Annotated in this window: 11 protein-coding genes and 1 pseudogene; 2 read left to right on the top strand and 10 right to left on the bottom strand. The window is 41.7% G+C overall.

The features are described 5' to 3' along the window. Positions 1 to 14: 14 nt before the first annotated feature. Together crtO and NSTC745_RS28150 are read right to left on the bottom strand one after the other, a co-directional pair. Positions 15 to 1,715, bottom strand: coding sequence for a beta-carotene ketolase CrtO (gene crtO / locus NSTC745_RS28155; RefSeq protein WP_445633932.1), 1,701 nt, complete (start codon positions 1,713 to 1,715; stop codon positions 15 to 17). 231 nt (positions 1,716 to 1,946) lie between these two features. Continuing rightward, the gene (locus tag NSTC745_RS28150; protein ID WP_445633931.1) at positions 1,947 to 2,135 is read right to left on the bottom strand and encodes a hypothetical protein; all 189 of its coding nucleotides are present in this window, start codon (positions 2,133 to 2,135) and stop codon (positions 1,947 to 1,949) included. A gap of 751 nt (positions 2,136 to 2,886) precedes the next feature. On the opposite strand from NSTC745_RS28150, the gene NSTC745_RS28145 reads away from it, so the two are divergent. Continuing rightward, positions 2,887 to 4,344: an MFS transporter gene (locus tag NSTC745_RS28145; protein ID WP_445633930.1), complete on the top strand. Its 1,458-nt coding sequence runs from the start codon at positions 2,887 to 2,889 to the stop codon at positions 4,342 to 4,344. Between the two features lie 503 nt (positions 4,345 to 4,847). Here NSTC745_RS28145 and NSTC745_RS28140 read toward each other — a convergent pair. The 7 genes from NSTC745_RS28140 to glf form a co-directional block, all read right to left on the bottom strand. Continuing rightward, positions 4,848 to 5,060 carry a hypothetical protein gene (locus NSTC745_RS28140; protein WP_445633929.1) on the bottom strand — a complete coding sequence of 71 codons (213 nt, stop codon included), beginning with the start codon at positions 5,058 to 5,060 and terminating at the stop codon, positions 4,848 to 4,850. A gap of 321 nt (positions 5,061 to 5,381) precedes the next feature. Next, positions 5,382 to 6,653 (bottom strand): ATP-grasp domain-containing protein, encoded by a 1,272-nt coding sequence (locus NSTC745_RS28135; protein ID WP_445633928.1) that lies wholly within the window; start codon positions 6,651 to 6,653, stop codon positions 5,382 to 5,384. Positions 6,654 to 6,843: 190 nt separating this feature from the next. Beyond that, complete coding sequence (locus NSTC745_RS28130) at positions 6,844 to 7,716, bottom strand: isoaspartyl peptidase/L-asparaginase family protein (protein WP_445633927.1); 873 nt, start codon at positions 7,714 to 7,716, stop codon at positions 6,844 to 6,846. 14 nt (positions 7,717 to 7,730) lie between these two features. After that, the gene (hflX, locus tag NSTC745_RS28125) at positions 7,731 to 9,419 is read right to left on the bottom strand and encodes a GTPase HflX (protein WP_445633926.1); all 1,689 of its coding nucleotides are present in this window, start codon (positions 9,417 to 9,419) and stop codon (positions 7,731 to 7,733) included. Positions 9,420 to 9,790: 371 nt separating this feature from the next. Continuing rightward, positions 9,791 to 10,780 (bottom strand): UDP-glucose 4-epimerase GalE, encoded by a 990-nt coding sequence (galE, locus tag NSTC745_RS28120; RefSeq protein ID WP_445633925.1) that lies wholly within the window; start codon positions 10,778 to 10,780, stop codon positions 9,791 to 9,793. Positions 10,781 to 11,192: 412 nt separating this feature from the next. Continuing rightward, entirely contained in the window at positions 11,193 to 13,427 is a 2,235-nt protein-coding gene (locus tag NSTC745_RS28115) for a family 1 glycosylhydrolase (protein WP_445633924.1), read from the bottom strand. 217 nt (positions 13,428 to 13,644) lie between these two features. Further along, the gene (gene glf, locus NSTC745_RS28110) at positions 13,645 to 16,083 is read right to left on the bottom strand and encodes a UDP-galactopyranose mutase (RefSeq protein WP_445633923.1); all 2,439 of its coding nucleotides are present in this window, start codon (positions 16,081 to 16,083) and stop codon (positions 13,645 to 13,647) included. A gap of 1,270 nt (positions 16,084 to 17,353) precedes the next feature. Between glf and NSTC745_RS28105 the strand changes: the two are divergent. Then, positions 17,354 to 17,833: pseudogene (locus tag NSTC745_RS28105) on the top strand (DUF4383 domain-containing protein). An 11-nt stretch (positions 17,834 to 17,844) separates the two neighbouring features. Here the strand turns inward: NSTC745_RS28105 and NSTC745_RS28100 are convergent. Beyond that, positions 17,845 to 18,858, bottom strand: a complete 1,014-nt coding sequence (locus NSTC745_RS28100) for a glycoside hydrolase family 43 protein (protein WP_445633922.1) — start codon at positions 18,856 to 18,858, stop codon at positions 17,845 to 17,847. Positions 18,859 to 19,053 lie beyond the last annotated feature (195 nt).

The raw sequence follows: 19,053 nt of genomic DNA, 5'->3' as shown, positions 1-19,053 counted from the left end.
AGACAAACAGGCTGTTAATCTGATTCACTTCTCAAGACAGATGTAAAAGCAGATTTAATTGAACCTCCCGCTTCTTTAATTTTCTGGGCAATGGGTTCTTCATGATGTAAAAACACACGCGCACAGTTGCGTCCTGGTAAACCGGAAATTGAACCACCGGGATGAGTTCCAGCACCAGTAAGATACAAGTTATCAATTGGTGTTTTGTAGTTAGCTAATTCCGGCAACGGACGGAAGCAAAGCATCTGCTCTAAAGTCATATCGATATGGTAATAATTACCTTTGTAACTTCCTAATCGTTCTCCCAACTCAGCCGGACTTTCTACATGACGGGCGATGATTGAATGTTCCAGATTCGGCGAATATTGAGCAAGTTTATGAATCACCTTGTCTGCAACTTTGTTTTTCAGTTCATCCGTCCAACCGGTGCCTTTTAAACCCGTACCCTCTGCACCAGCAATTTGATAGGGAGCGAAAAACTCTATCCATAATGTGTGTTTGCCTTCTGGTGCCATTGATGGATCGAGTCCGGTAGGCATGACGAGATACATCGATGGGTCTTCATCAGGAATTTTGCCGAGAGTAATCAGACTGTGAGCTTGTTCTACATGAGTGACGGAATCGGCAATCATAATAGAACCTTTGAGATAAATATCTTGGTGATTGTGGTGGACAAAGCGCAACGGTTCAGATAAAGCACAATCGATTTTGAGGATGGTTTCATTGTTGTTGGCGATGCGACGATCTAATCTTTCGCGCAACTTTTCATCAACACTATCCACATCGCTACTATCCATTAATTGCAGGAATAGGCGTTTGGCATCAATACTTGAGATTACGCCTTTGTTGGCACGATATTCTTTACCACCAGCAACCCGCACGCCAACAGCTTTACCGTTATCTACCAAGACTTTTTCTACCTTTTGGTCGGTAAGAATCGTACCACCTTGAGCTTTTACCATCTTCACTAAAGCTTCCACAAGTCCGCCACTACCACCACGCGGTCTTGCCATACCTGGATTATGACGCAACATCATCATCATCGCGCCAAAGGACATGGCTTTTTGTGAGGGAGGCGAACTCAATTCTGCTGAGAGTCTAGCCAGAGGTGCTTTGACAAACTCAGAATCGAAATACTCGTTAATATTATCTGTGGCACTGCTGAGTAAGGTACGAAGTAGATCGAGGGTTGTATTAGCACCTCCGACAATTGAAAATAAGTCTTGCAGGCTATTGAGATTGTAATTACCAGCAATATCAACAATTGATTTAGGTGGTGCATTGAAAAAAGGAGTTACCGATTTAATAAAACGCTGCCAAAAATCTGCATACTCAGCGTATTTTTCAGCATCGCGCTGACTGTAACGAGCAATTTCGGCACAAGTTTTTTCTATCGATTGATGGGCTAAGAAATACTTGCCATCAGGATGGGGACAAAAGGCAACCGGGTCGCAGGTAAGATATTCCAAGCCGTATTTATGCAGTTCCAATTCTTGGATGACTGGGCCTAAAAAAATAAACAGATGGTTAATCGCGCAAGGATTAAATTTAAAACCAGGCGCTTCATTTGGCATCAGTTCTTCAGTTGTACAACCGCCACCAGGGAGCGATCGCCCTTCTAATAACAGGACGCTGTAACCAGCTTTCAGTAGGTAACCTGCACAAACTAAGCCATTATGACCAGCGCCAATTATTACAACGTCATACGATTCCATAACTGCAACGTGGAGAGTAAAGTATATTCCCTGATATTAAAAAGTGCTGAAGATATCTAAATCTTTCGTGGGTTATAGAATATTTATATATCTAGTAGTAGTATTTTTATAGCCAAGAAGCAATTTTTTTTAACTCACTTTATTGTATTCAACCGAGAACCGCCATAAACAATTGCAGATTTTGTTTTATTTATAGCTAGTATCACTTTTTACCTGGGTTATAGTAACCATTTATTGTAGCTCTTTGAGATGCTGTACGTTCAAAAGATATTCTTCTTCATCGTTATATTTATCTGCGCTATATTGACTTTGTTGCTCTTTTAGTGTTTCAATTTGACGATCGATTACTGCTAATGCTTTATTTTGAGTAATTGCTTTTTTTAGCAGATCGAAGCGCGATCGCTCATCAATACGACACAAGAATTGTGAGATACAACGGCTAGCGAGCGTTGCACATTTAGTAAAATAAGAAATGATACCTAACGATAGAACTTTTGAGTAAAATAATTCTTTATAGGCTTATGCAATTGGTATGAGATTAGCAGGTTCAACAGACAAATAGCACATTTTAATAATTCTCTTCACATTATATAAATAAGTCTACTCAAAGGAGTTCAACTTCAATACCAAGCCTAACTACTGGTTATATAAATGCAAAATTATTTATGTCTATGTGTACTAGTATCAACTAAATTGCAACCTTCCTATATAAAGGTATTATTTCTCAAGAATGATTTTGAGATATTGTCAATATTATTTTGTAAGAGAATATAATTCATTACTAAAAATATTTATTATTAAGAAAGCTTCTAGGAAAGCCTATATAGAATTCAGTTTATGTCAATTGATTGGCTTATTTGATTGGAAATGTAACTGAGCTATATCCTAGTTTTTTGCTAAAACAGCCTATAGCCAATATCTACTATGGGCTAACCTTGCCGATAATTAAGGAATTGTAAGCATTAGAGCTTATTAAAAAATATTGCATAAGTTTTACTAATAGTAGGTAATATTAAGATTCATATTTGATTCTTAAAAGCCAAATAGAACTCAAAAAGTCTGTTTTTTCGTTGCTCGCTGCTTATAGCTTGCCTGTGCAGATAAATTAGAAACCAAAGCAGATTTCTATAGAAGCTATAACAAATTAACTCTTTAATATTGATTAGGTAATATGGTTGAGCATCAAGAAGATGAAATTTCAGTAGAAGCTGGTTCTCTTCCTCCTGTCCCGATTCAAGAAATCTCAGAAGATAGAGCATTAACGGAGACGGTACTTTTCCCAACTCCAAAACTGTCTGTAAAAATTCCTAAGCTAGAAATTCGCCAAAGTCTCAGGGCATTAACTTTTGAGAGTGTCTTTGCTGCCGTTTTCTATAGTATTATCGGCGGCGCGTTGCTCAGTAATTTCTTGCTGGAGTTAGGCGCTGGGCCGGCTGAAATTGGTTTGCTTGCCGCTATCCCTCAGATGGTGAATCTGCTTCAACCACTGGGAGCGTATTTGGTAAACCGGAATACCAGCTTCCGTTGGTATTTCGCATGTATTTTTGTTACATCGCGGCTGCTGTGGTTGATTCTCGTACCGGCGATTGTGTTGGTTAGTTCATCTCGAATCCCAGGACGCCAAGTAGTACAGTTGGCATTGATAATTCTCTTAGTAGCTAATATTATTGAAGCTTTTGGTCGTGCGCCTTGGCTTGGATGGTCAGCTGTGTTAGTACCTCAGCGGTTACGGGGGCGATATTTCGGGTTTCGCAATAGCATTCTCGGCTTGACTAACCTTGTTGGAGTGCCGTTGCTAGGTTTTGCGGTATCGGCTTGGCCTGGTGGAAAGCTTCAAGGTTACGGTGTAATGTTGGTTCTAGGAATCATGCTAGGGTTAATCAGCGTGGGCTGTCAGTTATGGATGAGTGATATAAACCCGCAGATTTTAAAAGTTGCTCGCTCAGACGCATCGCAGCCTCAAGGGATAGATTTTAGCTTGTTTAAAGATGGTAATTTTTTGAGGTTTGTGCTTTACCTGAGTATCTGGTGTTTTGCTGTTAATGTCAGCGCTCCCTTCTTTAACCTCTATATGCTGGATAACCTAAATATAGATATTAGTGTGGTAACGATTTATCACGGGTTAGGAACTGGTGCAAACATGCTAATGCTGCTTTTGTGGGGCAAATTGGCAGACCGGATTGGAAATCGCCCATTACTGTTATTAGTGGGAGTCTTAGTAGCAATAACACCTCTGCTGTGGCTGGGGGTTAGAAGCGATGAGATTTCTTTTTGGATATGGTTACCGTTGTTGCACATACTATCTGGCGGGACGTGGGCGGCAATTGATTTGTGTACCAACAATATGATGATGGGAATAGCACCGCTACGCTATCAATCAACTTACTTTGCGATCGCAGGTGCAATTGCTGGTATCACTGGAGCAATGGGTATTACTGTCGCTGGCTTTTTAGCAACTCTGCCTAGCGCTGCTGGTTTGCTGGGGCTGTTTGTTCTCTCAGGCTTACTGCGGATGACTGCACTTATACCCTTGGTTTTTGTTCAAGAAAAACGCTCCATACCACTGGGTCAGCTAATGCGATTCCTATTCCCAATGAAGCAGCCAACTAATTTGATTGAAGCAGAATAATACAGCAGAATTTAGGAGTAAAACAAGGTTAATAAATAACTTTAGAACTTACTTTATGTAGTTTATTAACTTGAAATCGGCTATAAATTTTCCAGTATGTATAGCAGTTGAACCGAAGGCAGGAGGTAAAAGTATTACTATCCCTAGCATTCAAGCTTGTCATTATGCCCTAAACTATGTCACTACTGCTATATATTATTCTCCTGAAAATTTTTAGGGCTTTACGCGTGGAATACAGACAATTAGTAGGGGCGCACATTTGTCATTGGTGTCAACTTAACGTCAAACCCTTGTAAAAATGTGATATTCAGCTATCTCACTTACCATCAAGATCCGCGTTACCCCACCCCGGCTTTGCTGACGCAAAACCGCCCCTCCCCTTGGCAAGGGGAGGGGTTGGGGGTGGGGTAAAACGATTGTGGGACAAGCATTTAAGCTTAAGTTGACACCAATGCACATTTGTACGCCCCTACCATGTAATCATTCTTTGAATTTTTTTCAAATCATTTTAAAGCTAGTATTTTTTGGCTAAATTTTTGGAGTTGATGTTGAACCCAACTACCGCCTTTAGCGATACATTGAGAGCATAAATCTCCATAACCTTCGCCTTGGTCATTGCATACAATTAACCTAGCTGCATTGGTTTGAAAGTTTTCCTGGCAAATTAAACATATTTGGCTAATTGTGTCTGCATTGCATTCTATTTGAAATTTCATGCTTCTTCTCCTGATTAAAAAAATTTAAATAAGCTGAAACTATATATTTTTTATTATTTAAAATTGGTTAAGACTTTACATCTATACAAGGAAGTATATATTGATAAATCGAATCTTGACTTGTTAAGATGGTTGGATATATATAAAACCTAGTTTTCTTTCTACCATTTATCTACATTTAAATCGTAATATTCTCAGTTATTTATTGTCATATTTTCTCAATTTGATGAAAATAAGTTAGTTGCTTAGGATTTAAGCAATTAACTCAAATTTTGGCAATAAATAAAAGTTTTTAAGTCCAGATACGAACAATGATGGTTGTTAAGCAGCCCATTGTAATCCCTTATCGTGTAGTTTCTGCTCGATATGCTGCATTTCTGGTAGAGATTCTCCAGTAGCGATCGCATAAATTTCGGTGTAGATTTTTCCGTATTTGACCTTTTCTAAAGCCGACAGGATAATCAAGTCTTTGCGATCTAGTTCTGGTTTTAAGGTCACTAAAATCGAATCCAATGTTCCTTCCATACGGTAACCGCTGGAATATTTAGCTACTTCCTTTCCCAGTCCTAGTAGGGTATGACGCTGCAAACATAGAGGAGTCGATCCATTGACTCGGAAATTAGCATCGATCGCATATAACTGTCCGTCTCGATCTTCCAAAACATCGAACCCAATTACGCCGAAATAACCTTGTTTGTGAGCATATTGACCAATGGCGGCAATCATTTCAAAGAACTTGCTCATGTCAGTATTGCGGTAGTCAATTAGCCCTCCTAAATAGTTACCTTCTGGAGTAACTAGTTGGCTGGTAGTACCGATGAGGGTTATCTCTCCCGCCTTATTAACATAAAATTGTACGCAGTAATTCTGCACCTCATTCTTGACAAACTCCGAGACAATAATCGTATCGAGGGATTTAATATTGAGATATTTCCTGATTTCCTCAAGGCAGTAGTTCAAATCGCTACGACTTTTGATTATATAAGTGCCTTCTCCTGAGAGTCCGTGGGATGTTTTTATTAAGTAAGGAAATTCTGGTAACTCAATGTCTTCAATACTATAGGCGTGCAGATTGTAAGTTTTGTATTTTGGACATTGCACCCCTAATTCGTCTAAAGTTGCTTTGCTGAGTAAGCGGTAATGAGTGTCTGAATCAATAGCGTGTTTTTCCGGTTTAAGGCGATCGAAGGGAAATAGAGTGATGAGTTTATCAAAGCCATCGCTCTGGCTGAGATCGTCCAAATAAGTCGAGCAATCCATCATTTCAATATTGGAGTGCTTGAAGTCGAGATGCTCTTGCCAGTAGCCAATTAGCGACTTTGGCGGCGAAATAATAACAATTCCTGGAATGCGATCGCCTAACACAGCCAGATTTTTCCAAGGTTCTTTCTGACAAATCTTGTCAAAGGAGGTTTTGCTGGCTTCACTACTACCATCTTGAAGAAAATATTTTTTTTGGTTGGGATAAGCAGCCCAACTAGCAGTTGCAGGGTAATTTAGAATAAACCCATAAGAGGCATCTTTGATATCTTCAGCAAAAAGGTCAGAAAGAGAATTTCCTTGAAAGTATTGAAAGTTATATTTTAAATCCATTTACACCTCCGAGAAACCGCATCCATAAGAGAGTGCAGTTATTAGTAGTAACAAGTCTCCTGGTTTTCTGAGTAACACCAATTTGAAAAATAAAGCTACACATTTAAAGTTGAAAACCCAAATGAGATGTTACTTTCTCAATTGCTTAGCTTGCTTCTCCCTAGAGGCGAGTATTACGAATTGGCCTGAATTATTTTTGAGTAAAAGCAGCTACTTTGTCTTGTACTGCGGTCATATAAGCAACTGCCATGTGTGATGAATTATACGCCCAGCCAATCCTTCCTTGAGGGTCTAAGAGAATGCACCCAGCTTCGCCTTTAACCTTAGATATCAGAGTGTCAATTGCCATCTGTGCTGCTTGATTTGGATGTCGGTCTTCACTCAAGAAATCGATCGCAGTTTTAGCCAAAACCACCGGGATAATCGACTCGCCATCACCAGTTGTAGAGCAAGCGCCGATTTTATTATCAGCGTACAAGCCAGAGCCAACAACCGCAGTGTCCCCGACGCGACCTTGTTGCTGCTTTGTAGTGCCGCCAGTTGACGTGCCGGCAGCTAAGATACCGCTAGCATCTAAAGCTACACACCCCACAGTGTTGGGGCGGTCAATCACGTCCCGATCCTCTTTCCACTGCTGCCATTGCTCCTCGGCTATCAAGTCTTCTTTTTTACACATCTCAGCTTTGCTGTCTGCGGCGAATCGTTCTGCACCCCGCGCTACTAGGAGCCTGGGTTTGTCATCCATAATTTTTCGTGCAACCGAGATTGGATGACGTATGCCTTGAACTGCTGCAACAGCTCCCCAACTTAAAGAGCCTTCCATGATTGCTGCGTCTAACTCCACCTCTCCATCGCTGTTGAGAGTTGCGCCGAGACTGGCGTTAAATGTCGGGTCAGCTTCCAGAACTCGAATTGCTGCTTCAACAGCTTCTGCGGCACCACCTCCACCGATTAATACTGCCCAGCCAGCCTCTGCTGCTGCTGTGCAACCTGCATGATTGGCTGCAACTTTTTCGTCTGTGATGGTTTTTGCTCCGCCATGAACAATAATTACTGGTGTCATAAAAATTCCTTTAGTTAGTATGAATTTTGTGGGACTGCAACAGGCTCAAATCTTTCGTCAATTAGTTGCAGCGATCGCACTTTTAAAGTTTCTAAACCCAAGCTTTCAGTTGCAGAAATAAATACAGCTTGGGGATACTGTTGTTGAACTTGAGATAATGTTTCACTATCTACTCGATCAACTTTGTTAAAAGCAATCAAACTCTCTTCTGGAATTTCAGGCATTTGTTCGAGTATTTTCAGCACGCTGGCAATATGGCTTTCCCAAGCTGGATGGGACAAATCCACCACATGAATCATCGCGTCTGCCTCAACGACTTCCTCCAATGTGGCGCGAAACGCATCCATCAGTGGCGGTGGGAGTTCGTGAATAAACCCTACAGTATCCGTAAGCAAAATCGACCTGCGTTCTTGTGTTTCTGGTTCTGTAATTACTACCTTCCGGGTTGTTGGGTCGAGGGTAGCAAATAGTTGATCTGCGGTGTAAACTTCAGCATTAGTTAATACATTTAACAAAGTCGATTTACCAGCATTCGTATAACCAACTAATGCCACAACTGGAATTTCTTGCTGTTGTCGTTGTTGCCTAATGCGCGTGCGATGTGCCTGTAATTGATTAACTTCCTGCTGTAACTGATTGATTCGCCGTTGAATTGTGCGTCGTTCCGTCTCTAGTTTTGTTTCACCAGGGCCTCGCGTACCAATCCCCGCACCTAATCTAGACATCTCCTGACCGCGACCGCGTAGGCGAGGTAACATATATTCGAGTTGCGCCAGTTCTACTTGTAATTTACCTTCTTGAGTGCGGGCGCGTTGAGCGAAAATATCTAAAATTACCTCTGTGCGGTCTACAACTCGGATGCCAATCTCTTGTTCTAAATTGCGTACTTGGGATGCAGAAATATCTCGGTCAAAAACAATGAGATTTGCTCTGAGTTTTTGAGCTAAAAGAGCGATTTCTTCAACTTTTCCCTTACCAACGACTGTTTGGGGATGGGGTCGCTCCCGCTTTTGCCGCATCGTATCGAGTACAATTCCTCCAGCACTTTCGACTAAACGCACCAGTTCTGCAAGTCCATCTTCAAATCGTTGAACGGATGCGTCTTCTGTTTGCACTCCTACCAACAGCACTCTGTCTTGTTGGGAGACAAATTCTTGAAATAGAAATATTCCATCTCCCGCATCAACGATTTGTTCTTCCCATTCTATTACTAACTCATCAAATTCTTGTTCGGTTAAGTCATCCAAACTTAAAGGAGGCGAAATTACCCAAGGACTTTCTGGATCGGGGAAAAGATAAGTTAGAAAAGCTTCTTTTACTTCGCTATCAATTACGCTTAACATTACAAGAGCATCTAACCGCTGACGCACCATTGCAATCAACGCCGCTTCATCGGGTGACTCCGATTTAAATTGAGTAGCAATACAACGAATGCCGCTCAAACGTTCTGCACTACGGCGGGGTAATTCTTCAGGTGGAATTTGAGTTTGGTTTGGCGTTCCTACAGCAATTCGGATAACTTCCCCACGCCGATTGATATAACAACAAATTGGGTGATGGATGTCTGTACTAATCTTGGCTAAAACTTGGGCAAATTCCGGCGTAATTAATCTATCTCCTGGTTGCCGTTGCTCGTAAAGCCGTTGTAATTGTTTGATTTGGCTAGCTTTTATGCCCTGAATGTTGCCATAAATATTTTGCATAGCACTAATAATTCAAACTCTAATTTTAATTCTGTACTTTATATTCTCCTACCTTTAATTTTTATTTAATCTACCAAGCGAAATAAGCACATTAGTTTTTATATAATGCTTGTTTTAATATTCCAAGTTTTTAGATATACAATTTTTTCCTAAAATCCAGATATCCGACTTCTTTAAGGAGTCGGATATCTAAATCGAGTTATTTAGAATTGTTACCAAACAGAATTCAGGAGTCAGTCGTCAGAATTCAGTTGGGTATTTTGTACGACTGGCGGATAGAGCCGCGATTCGCCGTGTCTTGTCTACGGCACACCAAGGGCGAACGAGCGTCTTGATTTTGAATTCTGAATTCTGAATTCTGAATTCAGAATTCAAAATTTATGTCTTTGTTGATGCCACTGCCAAGCATGGGCGATAATTTCTTTCAGGTCGGGATATTGTGGATGCCAACGCAAAACTTTAGTTGCTTTGTCGCTGCTGCCTACTAAAATAGGGGGGTCACCTGGTCGGCGATCGCGTTCTTCTATTTTAATTTCTTTGCCTGTTACTTGTTTAGCAGTTTCTATTACTTCTCTGACTGAAAAACCGTTGCCATTTCCAAGATTAAATACTTCGCTTTCTCCGCCTTTTAATAAATATTCCAAACCTAAAATATGGGCTTGTGCCAAGTCAGTAACGTGAATATAATCTCGGATACAAGTACCATCTTCTGTAGGGTAATCAGTGCCAAAAATCAAAATGGAATCCCGCTTACCCAAAGCAGCTAACAATACTAATGGTATGAGATGAGTTTCAGGTTCGTGGTCTTCACCAAGCAATCCATTGGGGTCAGCACCAGCGGCGTTAAAGTAACGAAAACGTACAGATTTGAAATTATAGGCTGTATCAAAATCAGATAGAATTCTTTCTACCATCCACTTGCTAGTAGCATAGGGACTAATGGGATCTTGCGGGTGTTCTTCAGTCAGAGGAACAAACTTTGGTACACCATAAAGAGCGCAAGTAGAAGAAAAGATGAATTTGTTAACTGAAGCTGCAAGCATCGCTTGTAAAAGTGTCAGAGTACCTCCAACATTATTTTGGTAATATTTAGCTGGGTCAGTAACAGATTCACCCACTGCAATATAAGCAGCAAAATGCATAACCGCAGTTATATTGTTACTTGAAAAGATGTCATCGAGAAGAGAGCGATCGCTCATATCTCCAATAATTAATTTAACTTGCAAAACTTCTTCTACAAGTTCTCGATGTCCGTTCGACAGATTATCTAAAACAATTACTTCATAACCTGCGTTTTTCAGAGCTAATACAGCATGAGAGCCAATGTATCCAGCTCCTCCCGTTACTAAAATCGTTGACATAATAGGGGACTGGGGATTGGGGGGTGTTTTAAAAGTCTAGATCCCCCTAAATCCCCCTTTTTAAAGGGGACTTTAAGAGTTCTTAGCCCTGCTTTTTAAGGCTACCGCGTACACACAAGCTGAATTACCCCCCTTAATCCCCCCTTATAAAGGGGGGAAACCGGAAAATCTAGTTCCCTCCCCTTTACAAGGGGGAGCCACTGCGTTGGGCGGCTCTGCCGACTTGAAGCAAGTGGCGTTAGGGTTAGGGAGGGGTAATTCAATGACTGGTAGCGATTTCATAACTTGTGTGTACGCGGTAGCTTTTTAAGGGGGGTTGGGAGGATCTAAAAAATTAGGAAGCTAAACGAGTAATTTGAAAATACGCCATAGCGGCCAAGGATTGTGGATTGGTAGCTGGGGCAGATAAGTACTAACTTCTCTCTTTCAAATAGCGAGAAATAGCACTGTCAAGATGTGGCATTAATTCACCGCGATCGCTACCGAGAACGCTGTAAACTGGGCGGGTAGCAATCCAACCAAGTTCTTGCGTAGGTAGAGAAACCAAACTTTTCACACTCACACCTGCTTTTTTTGCTGCCAATCGCGCTAAGTCAGCCCAAGCAACAGCACTTTTGTTTGCCAAATGCCACAAACCGTTCTCGCCATCAATCAATAAATCGAGGCTGGCGTGGACAAGATCTGGTACATAAGTAGGCGAAACGATCGCATCCTCGGCCGCGACAAAAGTATTTCCAGCACTCATCTCGCGTAGGGCGATGGTGACAAAGTTATAGTCATCCCACGGCCCGAAAAATGCGCTGGTGCGAATCACTAGCGATGCCGGATTAGCCCGCAATACCAGTTTTTCGGCCAAAACTTTGCTACATCCATATACGTTGAGGGGCGCAACGGTATCAGTTTCCACATAAGGATTAGATTCAGCACCATCGAATACCAAATCTGAAGAAAAAGTTAGCAGTCCGACGTTATGTTGAGCGCAAGCAGTAGCTAAAATCGCTGGCCCTTCAGCGTTCGCCTTTAAGCAAATATCGGGTTCGCGTTCTGCATCATCCACCCGCACGTATCCCGCTGCGTTCACAACTGCCCACGGTCGCAACTCGGCAAGTACTTTATTGACGGAAGCAGAATCGGCAATGTCCATATCTTTGCGTGTGAGCAAGCGATATGGAATTCCTCGCAGTTGACACAACCGAGCAAAAGCCCTGCCTAAAGTTCCCGTGGCTCCAACAATTGCCAAGGGACGAGAAGAGGCAGGGGGGCGGGGGAGCATACTTCGACTGCGCTCAGTAAACGGGGAAGCAGGGGAAGATGAGGGACAACTGACGGCTGGGTATAATAGGCGCTCTTTTCTATGCCACCATCCTGGTATGTCAAGTAATGGATGATTGGGTTTATGCCCAGTGGCTAAATCTCGCACCATCTTGGCGATCGCTGTTTGTCTCGGACGTGGAGACCGTAAATCAAATACGCCTGGCTCGTAATATCCCGCCCAGCGAGTGACTAAACTATTCCAATCGTAGCTGCCCAGAAGCGACCAAGCAGTTACAGCACGAATGTCTGCACCCTCGTCTCGTAATTCTTGGGCTGCATTCCACACTTCATTGAGCCAGCGTAGCTGCTCCTCACGGGTGCAACTCAGGTGAACTTCAGTGACGGCAATGGGCAATTTATAGCGTTCCCATGTCTCTTTGAGCAATGCCCGCGGCCCTGCCAAACCCTCAGCACAAACTCGTACAGCTTCTACGTCTGCATATTTGTCCCGACCATTACCACCATGCGTCCAAGCGGGATAGTTTTCTAGGTTTTCATCTAAAAAGCGATCGCTCGTCAGATAATGGTTGACACCGATAATGTCAGGCGGACAAGGATTTTGCAAAAAGAATTCAAATTCAGCCTCATCAATGCCACACCTTAGCAAGTAATCCCAGATGAAATGAGTTGGGTTGACTCGACCGCATAATAAATCAAAACTCAACCAGCGGCGCTCGTTTTCAAATTCTGCTTGATAAGCTAGTTTGGGCGTACTGTAAATCTTGGCTAAATCCTCTGTTTGTACCAGCAAAGCGTTGGGGTTGACTTGGCGGATTGCTTGCATCGAAAGAGCGATCGCTTTACACTCTCCTAACAAAGCACGGGCAAAAGTCAAATCGTCCCGGCCGTGAGGATACCAGTGACCGTACATCCCACTGAATCGTGCTGTAGTTAGTGGCTCGTTTATCGGTGTGTAATGTGTTATCCAAGGATATCGTTTTGCAACCGCACCAGCAAACACCGCTAGTTTCTCAGGAAATTCCGGGTCTACCAAGCTAGTATCGCGCGGCCCGCTGCCGTGATGCACTAATCCCACAATCGGACGAATACCAAGTTCGCGCAAACGTTCCAGCCGTTCATCTATCCACGACCAATCAGCATTCTCCAAACCGTCCGGCGCTGTCCGTTCCCACAGCACTGGATAACGGATGGCGTGTATGCCAAGTTGTGCGAATAGATCTAGGTCATCCAAGCGCCTTGCATGACCATTGCGTTCCAACTGGTCAAAATACTCTTTGCCCACACGATTTACCGTACACTCTACACCAGCCCACACTTCTAAAGGAAGTTTTGATTCAGGAGTGTTGAGCATCGAGTTGAAAGCGGAAGTCATAATTTACAACTCAAGCTGATATTTTATTTATCAAGAAAGACAGAGTTTTGTAGGGTGTGTCAAAGCTAAAATGTTGCAATAGATTTTGTTGTAGGATGGGTGTCCTCACCCCTCCGGGCGGGCTTTCCTGCCCACCCCACAAGAGTTTACTAATGCATTATTTTAGCCTTGATACGCTACTACTGAATTCAGAATTCTGAATTCTGAATTCTTCTCTTTAAGCCTTAACCCCAATTTGTTTGTACACAGAGAGAGCTTGAGCAACACATTGATCCATGTTGTAGTACTTGTAGGTTGCTAGCCGTCCCACAAAATATACTCCTGGTGTTGTATCAGATAATGCCTTATACTGCTTGTACATTTCGTTATTTTCAGGACGCGGTACGGGATAATAAGGATCTCCCTCAGCTTTCGGAAACTCGTAAACAATACTCGTTTTAGAGTGTTCCTGACCGGTTAAGTATTTAAACTCCGTCACGCGAGTATAAAGATGTTCGTTGGGATAATTGATTACTGGCGCTGGTTGAAACACGCTGGTGTTGTGTGTCTCATGCTTGAAATCGAGGGAACGATATGGTAGTTTCCCATAACGATAATCAAAGAATTCGTCAACAGGCCCGGTATAAACCATCTCGCGGCAAGGTATGGCTTTTTGAATTTCCTGATAATCGGTATTAAGCATTACCTTGATGTTCGGATGATTAAGCATATTCTCGAACATCCGGGTAAAGCCGTGCAGTGGCATTGCCTGGTAAGTATCGGTAAAATAGCGATCGTCGCGATTGGTGCGAGTAGGTATTCTGGCAATTACCGATCTATCAAGTTCCGATGGGTCGAGTCCCCATTGCTTGCGCGTGTAACCTCGGAAAAATTTTTCATACAGTACTCGACCAACTTTACTTATTACCACATCCTCACTAGTGCGGATGTTTTCTACTGGTTCGGCAAGGGATTTGTAAAACTCTTCGACCTCAAATGAATTGAGGTTCATCCCATACAGCTTGTTAATCGTGTCGAGGTTGATAGGAATGGGAACGAGTTGCCCGTCTACACTTGCAAGGACGCGATGTTCGTAAGACCGCCACTTAGTAAAACGCGAGAGATATTCAAAGACTTCGCGGGAGTTGGTGTGAAAGATGTGGGGGCCGTATCTATGAACGAGAATGCCATGTTCGTCATAATGGTCGTAGGCATTGCCGCCGATATGGTTGCGTTTGTCTACAATCAGCACTTTCTTACCAGACTGACTTGCCAAACGTTCGGCAATGACGCTACCAGAGAAACCAGCACCGACGACTAAATAATCGAAGACATAATCTCTAGTGATTATATTTGGTGCTTGCTTACCTACCGCACCTTTGGAATGAGCTTTGTCTTCACTATCGCGGGCTGCAATGGCGGAGTCAATCAACTTCATCATTGATGCCCAAGTACGATCCCAAGAAATTTTTTCTAAAAAGCTATCTACTCGACTCAACCATTCTGAGGCTGGGATGTCTTCTTGCATTGCCTGTTCGGCAGCGACAACAAATTCAGAAACCGTGTCTGCAATTCGTACCAGCTTGGACTCTCCGTAAGGACGCACCACATCGCGAATTGAGGTAGATACTACAGGCCTTCCTGCGGCAAGATACTCTGGAGTTTTGGTAGGGCTAATAAAGCGTGTTGACTCATTACGCGCAAACGGCAACATTGCTAAGTCCCACCCGGCTAAATATGCAGGTAGCTGTTTATAATCTCTGCCACCGAGATAATGGATATTTTGATGCTGTGGTAAAGCTGCCGGATCGATTTTGACAACTGGCCCAATAATTACTAAATGCCAGTCGGGACGTGCTTCGGCAATACCAGCAAGCAGTTCGATATCCATGCGTTCGTCAATTACGCCAAAGAATCCCAGGCGAGGATGGGGAATATGAGCTTGATCTGCTGGTTCTTGAAGATGTCTGGCTTGGCCGAAGTGGGGGACATCTACACTGCTGGGGAAGGCATAAACGTTGGGGTGTTGGTTAACTTTACTCTCGTAAAGGCTTTGCCCTCCTGTAAATACTAAGTCTGCACGCCGGAATAGTTCGGCTTCGTAATTTTTTAAAGTGGGCGATGCTCCTTTGAATGCAGACAACTCATCCATGCAATCGTACACGACAGCTTGGGGTTGCAAGTGGCGGGTAAAAGCGATCGCCATTGGTGTGTAATACCAACAAATGTATTTTTCGATGTTATGCTCTGCAAATAAATTATTAATTAGTAGTTGTAAATCTGCGTTAATGGTTTCTTCACCCAGTCCTTGCGGTAGATGTGGCACAACTACAACTACTCCACTAGAATCTTCGCTGATATCCAATCTTTTCAAGGGTTCTTCTGAGAATATTGGCTCCTCAATAAAAAAGACTCGCTTTCCTTGAGCGCAACGACTAAGTAGATGTTGTGGCCTTTGATAAACGAAATTCCAACGCAGGTGAGATAAGCAAACTATATCAGGCGTATCTTTAAAGGTTTCTGTTGATTGAGCTTTTTTAGGAGACGAAGTTAAATTCAGCAGCGATGCACTTGATGATTGCATTTCGTCTAGCTGCGATCGCTTTGTTTTACGCTGCTTTGGCGAAATAATATTGCTGGTACCGTTGTTTTTGACTTTCGCTTTTTCACTTGCCATATATACACTCTTTATTTAGATTCTTAATTCTGAACTAGCCAATCGCTAATACGTTTTATTTTCAAGGCAGGGTAAAATTCACTTCCAGATGAAAGCTTGCAAGATATTTTTTTCGGCGTCTTTTTATATCAAATCGTTAAAATCAATACGTTTGTTGCAGCTGCATTAACAGTAAAATACTGTTTTATTTATTACTCTATCATCTATCCAAATAAATATAAAATTACTTTCTTTATTAAGTCCTGAGTACTAGATTCTTATCTAAATTAAATCAAAAAAATATTAAGTAATGTAACAAAAATTTTTATTTTTAGCGAAATTTTATAAGTATAATTCTTTCTTGTCTGTTCGTTTTCATACATAATAAATTTAAATAATTAATATAGCAATCCTATTTGAGTTATGAAAACTATCAAACCGCCTTCTCTTTCTTAGAACTTACGCAAGATGCGAGCAAAAAGCTTATTCTTGTGTAGCGGTAATTGATGAATTACCGCTACTTTCGTTATCTTTTGCGTAAGTCCTGTTTATAAAAAAAATTAGGTTAATTTCTTACTTAATATATATAATTTTGTAATAATTATTTTACTAACCATAGTAGTAAATAAAGTAATTTCATTTAATTTTTGTGTTTTTGCAAAAAAGTATTATAAATTTCAATCCAGTGATATGCCTTAGGTAGGTGAAAAAGCTTTTGATAATGCATAAAATACTTTTATCGCATTAATAAACTCCGTTCGATCGCTTCTGATGATGACACTCAGAGAAGCGATCGCTTTTCTGTGAAAATTACTCAAATAAAATAGGCAATGTATTCAATTTAGGTATTGATATTTAACTTTTTGCAATAGGAAAAAAGAAAGAAGTTTTTTATTATCGAACAGCAATATTGGCGTCAGAATAGCGGATAGAGCAGCGATTCGCCGAGTCTTGCCTACGGCACGCCAAGTGCGAACGAGCGTCAAGATTGCTGAATTCTGTATTCTTATTCAATTTTTAAGTTAGATTGTGATTTTAGGTAAAAAAACTTAAACTTAGACTTAAAATTATTGACAGATAATACATTCAAACTTGTGACAGAGGATCGCGATCTTCCTGTTAGCTATAACTTGACTATCAACGTTATTTATAAAGTGCAATTGAACGTCAAAGGTTAATTAGAAATATTGTACTTAGACAGTTAAATAGCTAGAGGCAATCTATTTTTAGATATTAAAAATAGATTCAGCTAATAGTTTGTAAATATCTCAGATTTCACAGAATAAAAAAGATGGAAAACATTAACCAGGAAAAAATCATAGAGCGTTACATTGCTTTAGCGATCGGCATCATTTATTTACTTTAAGGTTTAGCTGGATTTGTACCAGCTTTGGTTTCATTGCCAGGAACGAACGAATCTTTTGTTCCACTGGATGAGTCCGTTGGCGCTTATTCTGCGGGCTTTGGTTATATTTTTGGTGCAATTCCCACGAACTTTTTGCATAACCTTGTACGCTGCGCTGTAGGATTGTTAAGAATTACTTCTTACAACAATAGTAGCACTGCACGTTTATTCAATCGTGGTTTTACAGTTGCTTATGCGTTGCTAGCCATCATCGGATTGTTGCCATTGGGTAAGACATTTTTCAGTTTAATGCCATTGTTTGGTGCCAATGTTTTGCTTAATGCATTAGCAGCGATCGCTGCTGGCTACTATAGTATCGTCATACCAGCAAAAGTGAGCAATGTTAATGTATCGCAAAATCTTTAATATTCCTATATTCAATCGTTGGTGATGTTCTGCGGCGTCCAGCTAGGGCCTTGGCAAATGGGCCCTTCTGGCGTCCAAATCAGTATATCTAAGCAGATTTGCCGCATATCCATATTTTGCGTCCAAGCATGGTAGACAAGATACTCAGTGCGACCATCAGGCCCAAGAACAATAGAATTATGTCCCGGCCCTCTAACAAAATTCGCAACAGACTTTAACACCCGCGGGCCGTTTTCGTTACCTGCATCGGAGTAAGGCCCCATCACGTTATCAGCAACGCCATAATCGACTCCGTAGTTCTCAGTTTCCCAGCGTCCACCACTATAAAAGCAGTAATATTTACCTCCATGCTTGCGGACGCAGGGGCCTTCTAAAGTATGCCAATCATAGATATCACCGTACATCAAGCGGTTGGCTAAAAACCTTTGCCAATCAGACCGCGCCCGCAAAACAACTTTCCCCTCACCAGCAAGCTTAGTCATGGTTTGGAGTTTGTCTACAACTAATGCTGTACCAGCACGCACTCCATCCGGCGTATCCAGAAAATCGTGGGCGTAAAACAAATACCACTGTCCATCATCATCGCAAAATGGGTGGGGATCGATCGCAAAAGGACACGACTTTGGATCTACAAGCGGTTCGCCAACATCTTGATAAGGCCCTAACGGCGTATCGCTTGTAGCCACACGTAACTGATGATTCTTGTCTTCGTGTCCTACAGAGTAGTAGAGATAAAACTGTCCATCACAGTAAGCAACTTCCGGCGCCCAAAAATTATCACCAAGGGCGGGATCTGGCCGCAGTAGTGCGTTACCAACAAAATCCCAATTCGCAAAGTCAAAAGAACGTAACAGCGGAAAGACGCATTTGTTACTGGATTTAATATTTGCTGCGTCCGCTATTTCATCTACCATTCCTTCTGCTTCTGCTGCACCAGTTCCGATCGCATAATATACTCCTTCGTACTGCCAAACGAAAGGATCGGCAAAATAACCTTTGTAAACCGGATTAGTATATGTTTGCATTTTAATTCCGTAAATATTGCGATCGCTACAAGTAAAGCTAATAAATTTTAGACTAGTAAAGTTAACTTAAATAAACTTAATTAAATATATATTCAGGGAGCAAAGTTTTATCAAATCAAGCAGACCAGCTTAAAATTCTTAGTTAAATTTTAAGCTGGAGAGGTCGATCCTAAGTATTAAGTTAAGTTGCGGCAA

The organism is Nostoc sp. DSM 114161, from assembly GCF_052692665.1.
The sequence above is the reverse complement of the archived record's forward strand: the minus strand, read 5'-3'. Positions and strand labels throughout refer to the sequence as shown.

Bases quoted from the DNA above. Each gene is read 5' to 3' on its own strand.
- glf (WP_445633923.1), bottom strand. From the start codon at position 16,083: ATGGCAAGTGAAAAAGCGAAAGTCAAAAACAACGGTACCAGCAATATT.
- NSTC745_RS28140 (WP_445633929.1), bottom strand. From the start codon at position 5,060: ATGAAATTTCAAATAGAATGCAATGCAGACACAATTAGCCAAATATGT.
- NSTC745_RS28115 (WP_445633924.1), bottom strand. From the start codon at position 13,427: ATGACTTCCGCTTTCAACTCGATGCTCAACACTCCTGAATCAAAACTT.
- hflX (WP_445633926.1), bottom strand. From the start codon at position 9,419: ATGCAAAATATTTATGGCAACATTCAGGGCATAAAAGCTAGCCAAATC.
- NSTC745_RS28130 (WP_445633927.1), bottom strand. From the start codon at position 7,716: ATGACACCAGTAATTATTGTTCATGGCGGAGCAAAAACCATCACAGAC.
- crtO (WP_445633932.1), bottom strand. From the start codon at position 1,715: ATGGAATCGTATGACGTTGTAATAATTGGCGCTGGTCATAATGGCTTA.
- galE (WP_445633925.1), bottom strand. From the start codon at position 10,780: ATGTCAACGATTTTAGTAACGGGAGGAGCTGGATACATTGGCTCTCAT.
- NSTC745_RS28145 (WP_445633930.1), top strand. From the start codon at position 2,887: ATGGTTGAGCATCAAGAAGATGAAATTTCAGTAGAAGCTGGTTCTCTT.
- NSTC745_RS28100 (WP_445633922.1), bottom strand. From the start codon at position 18,858: ATGCAAACATATACTAATCCGGTTTACAAAGGTTATTTTGCCGATCCT.
- NSTC745_RS28135 (WP_445633928.1), bottom strand. From the start codon at position 6,653: ATGGATTTAAAATATAACTTTCAATACTTTCAAGGAAATTCTCTTTCT.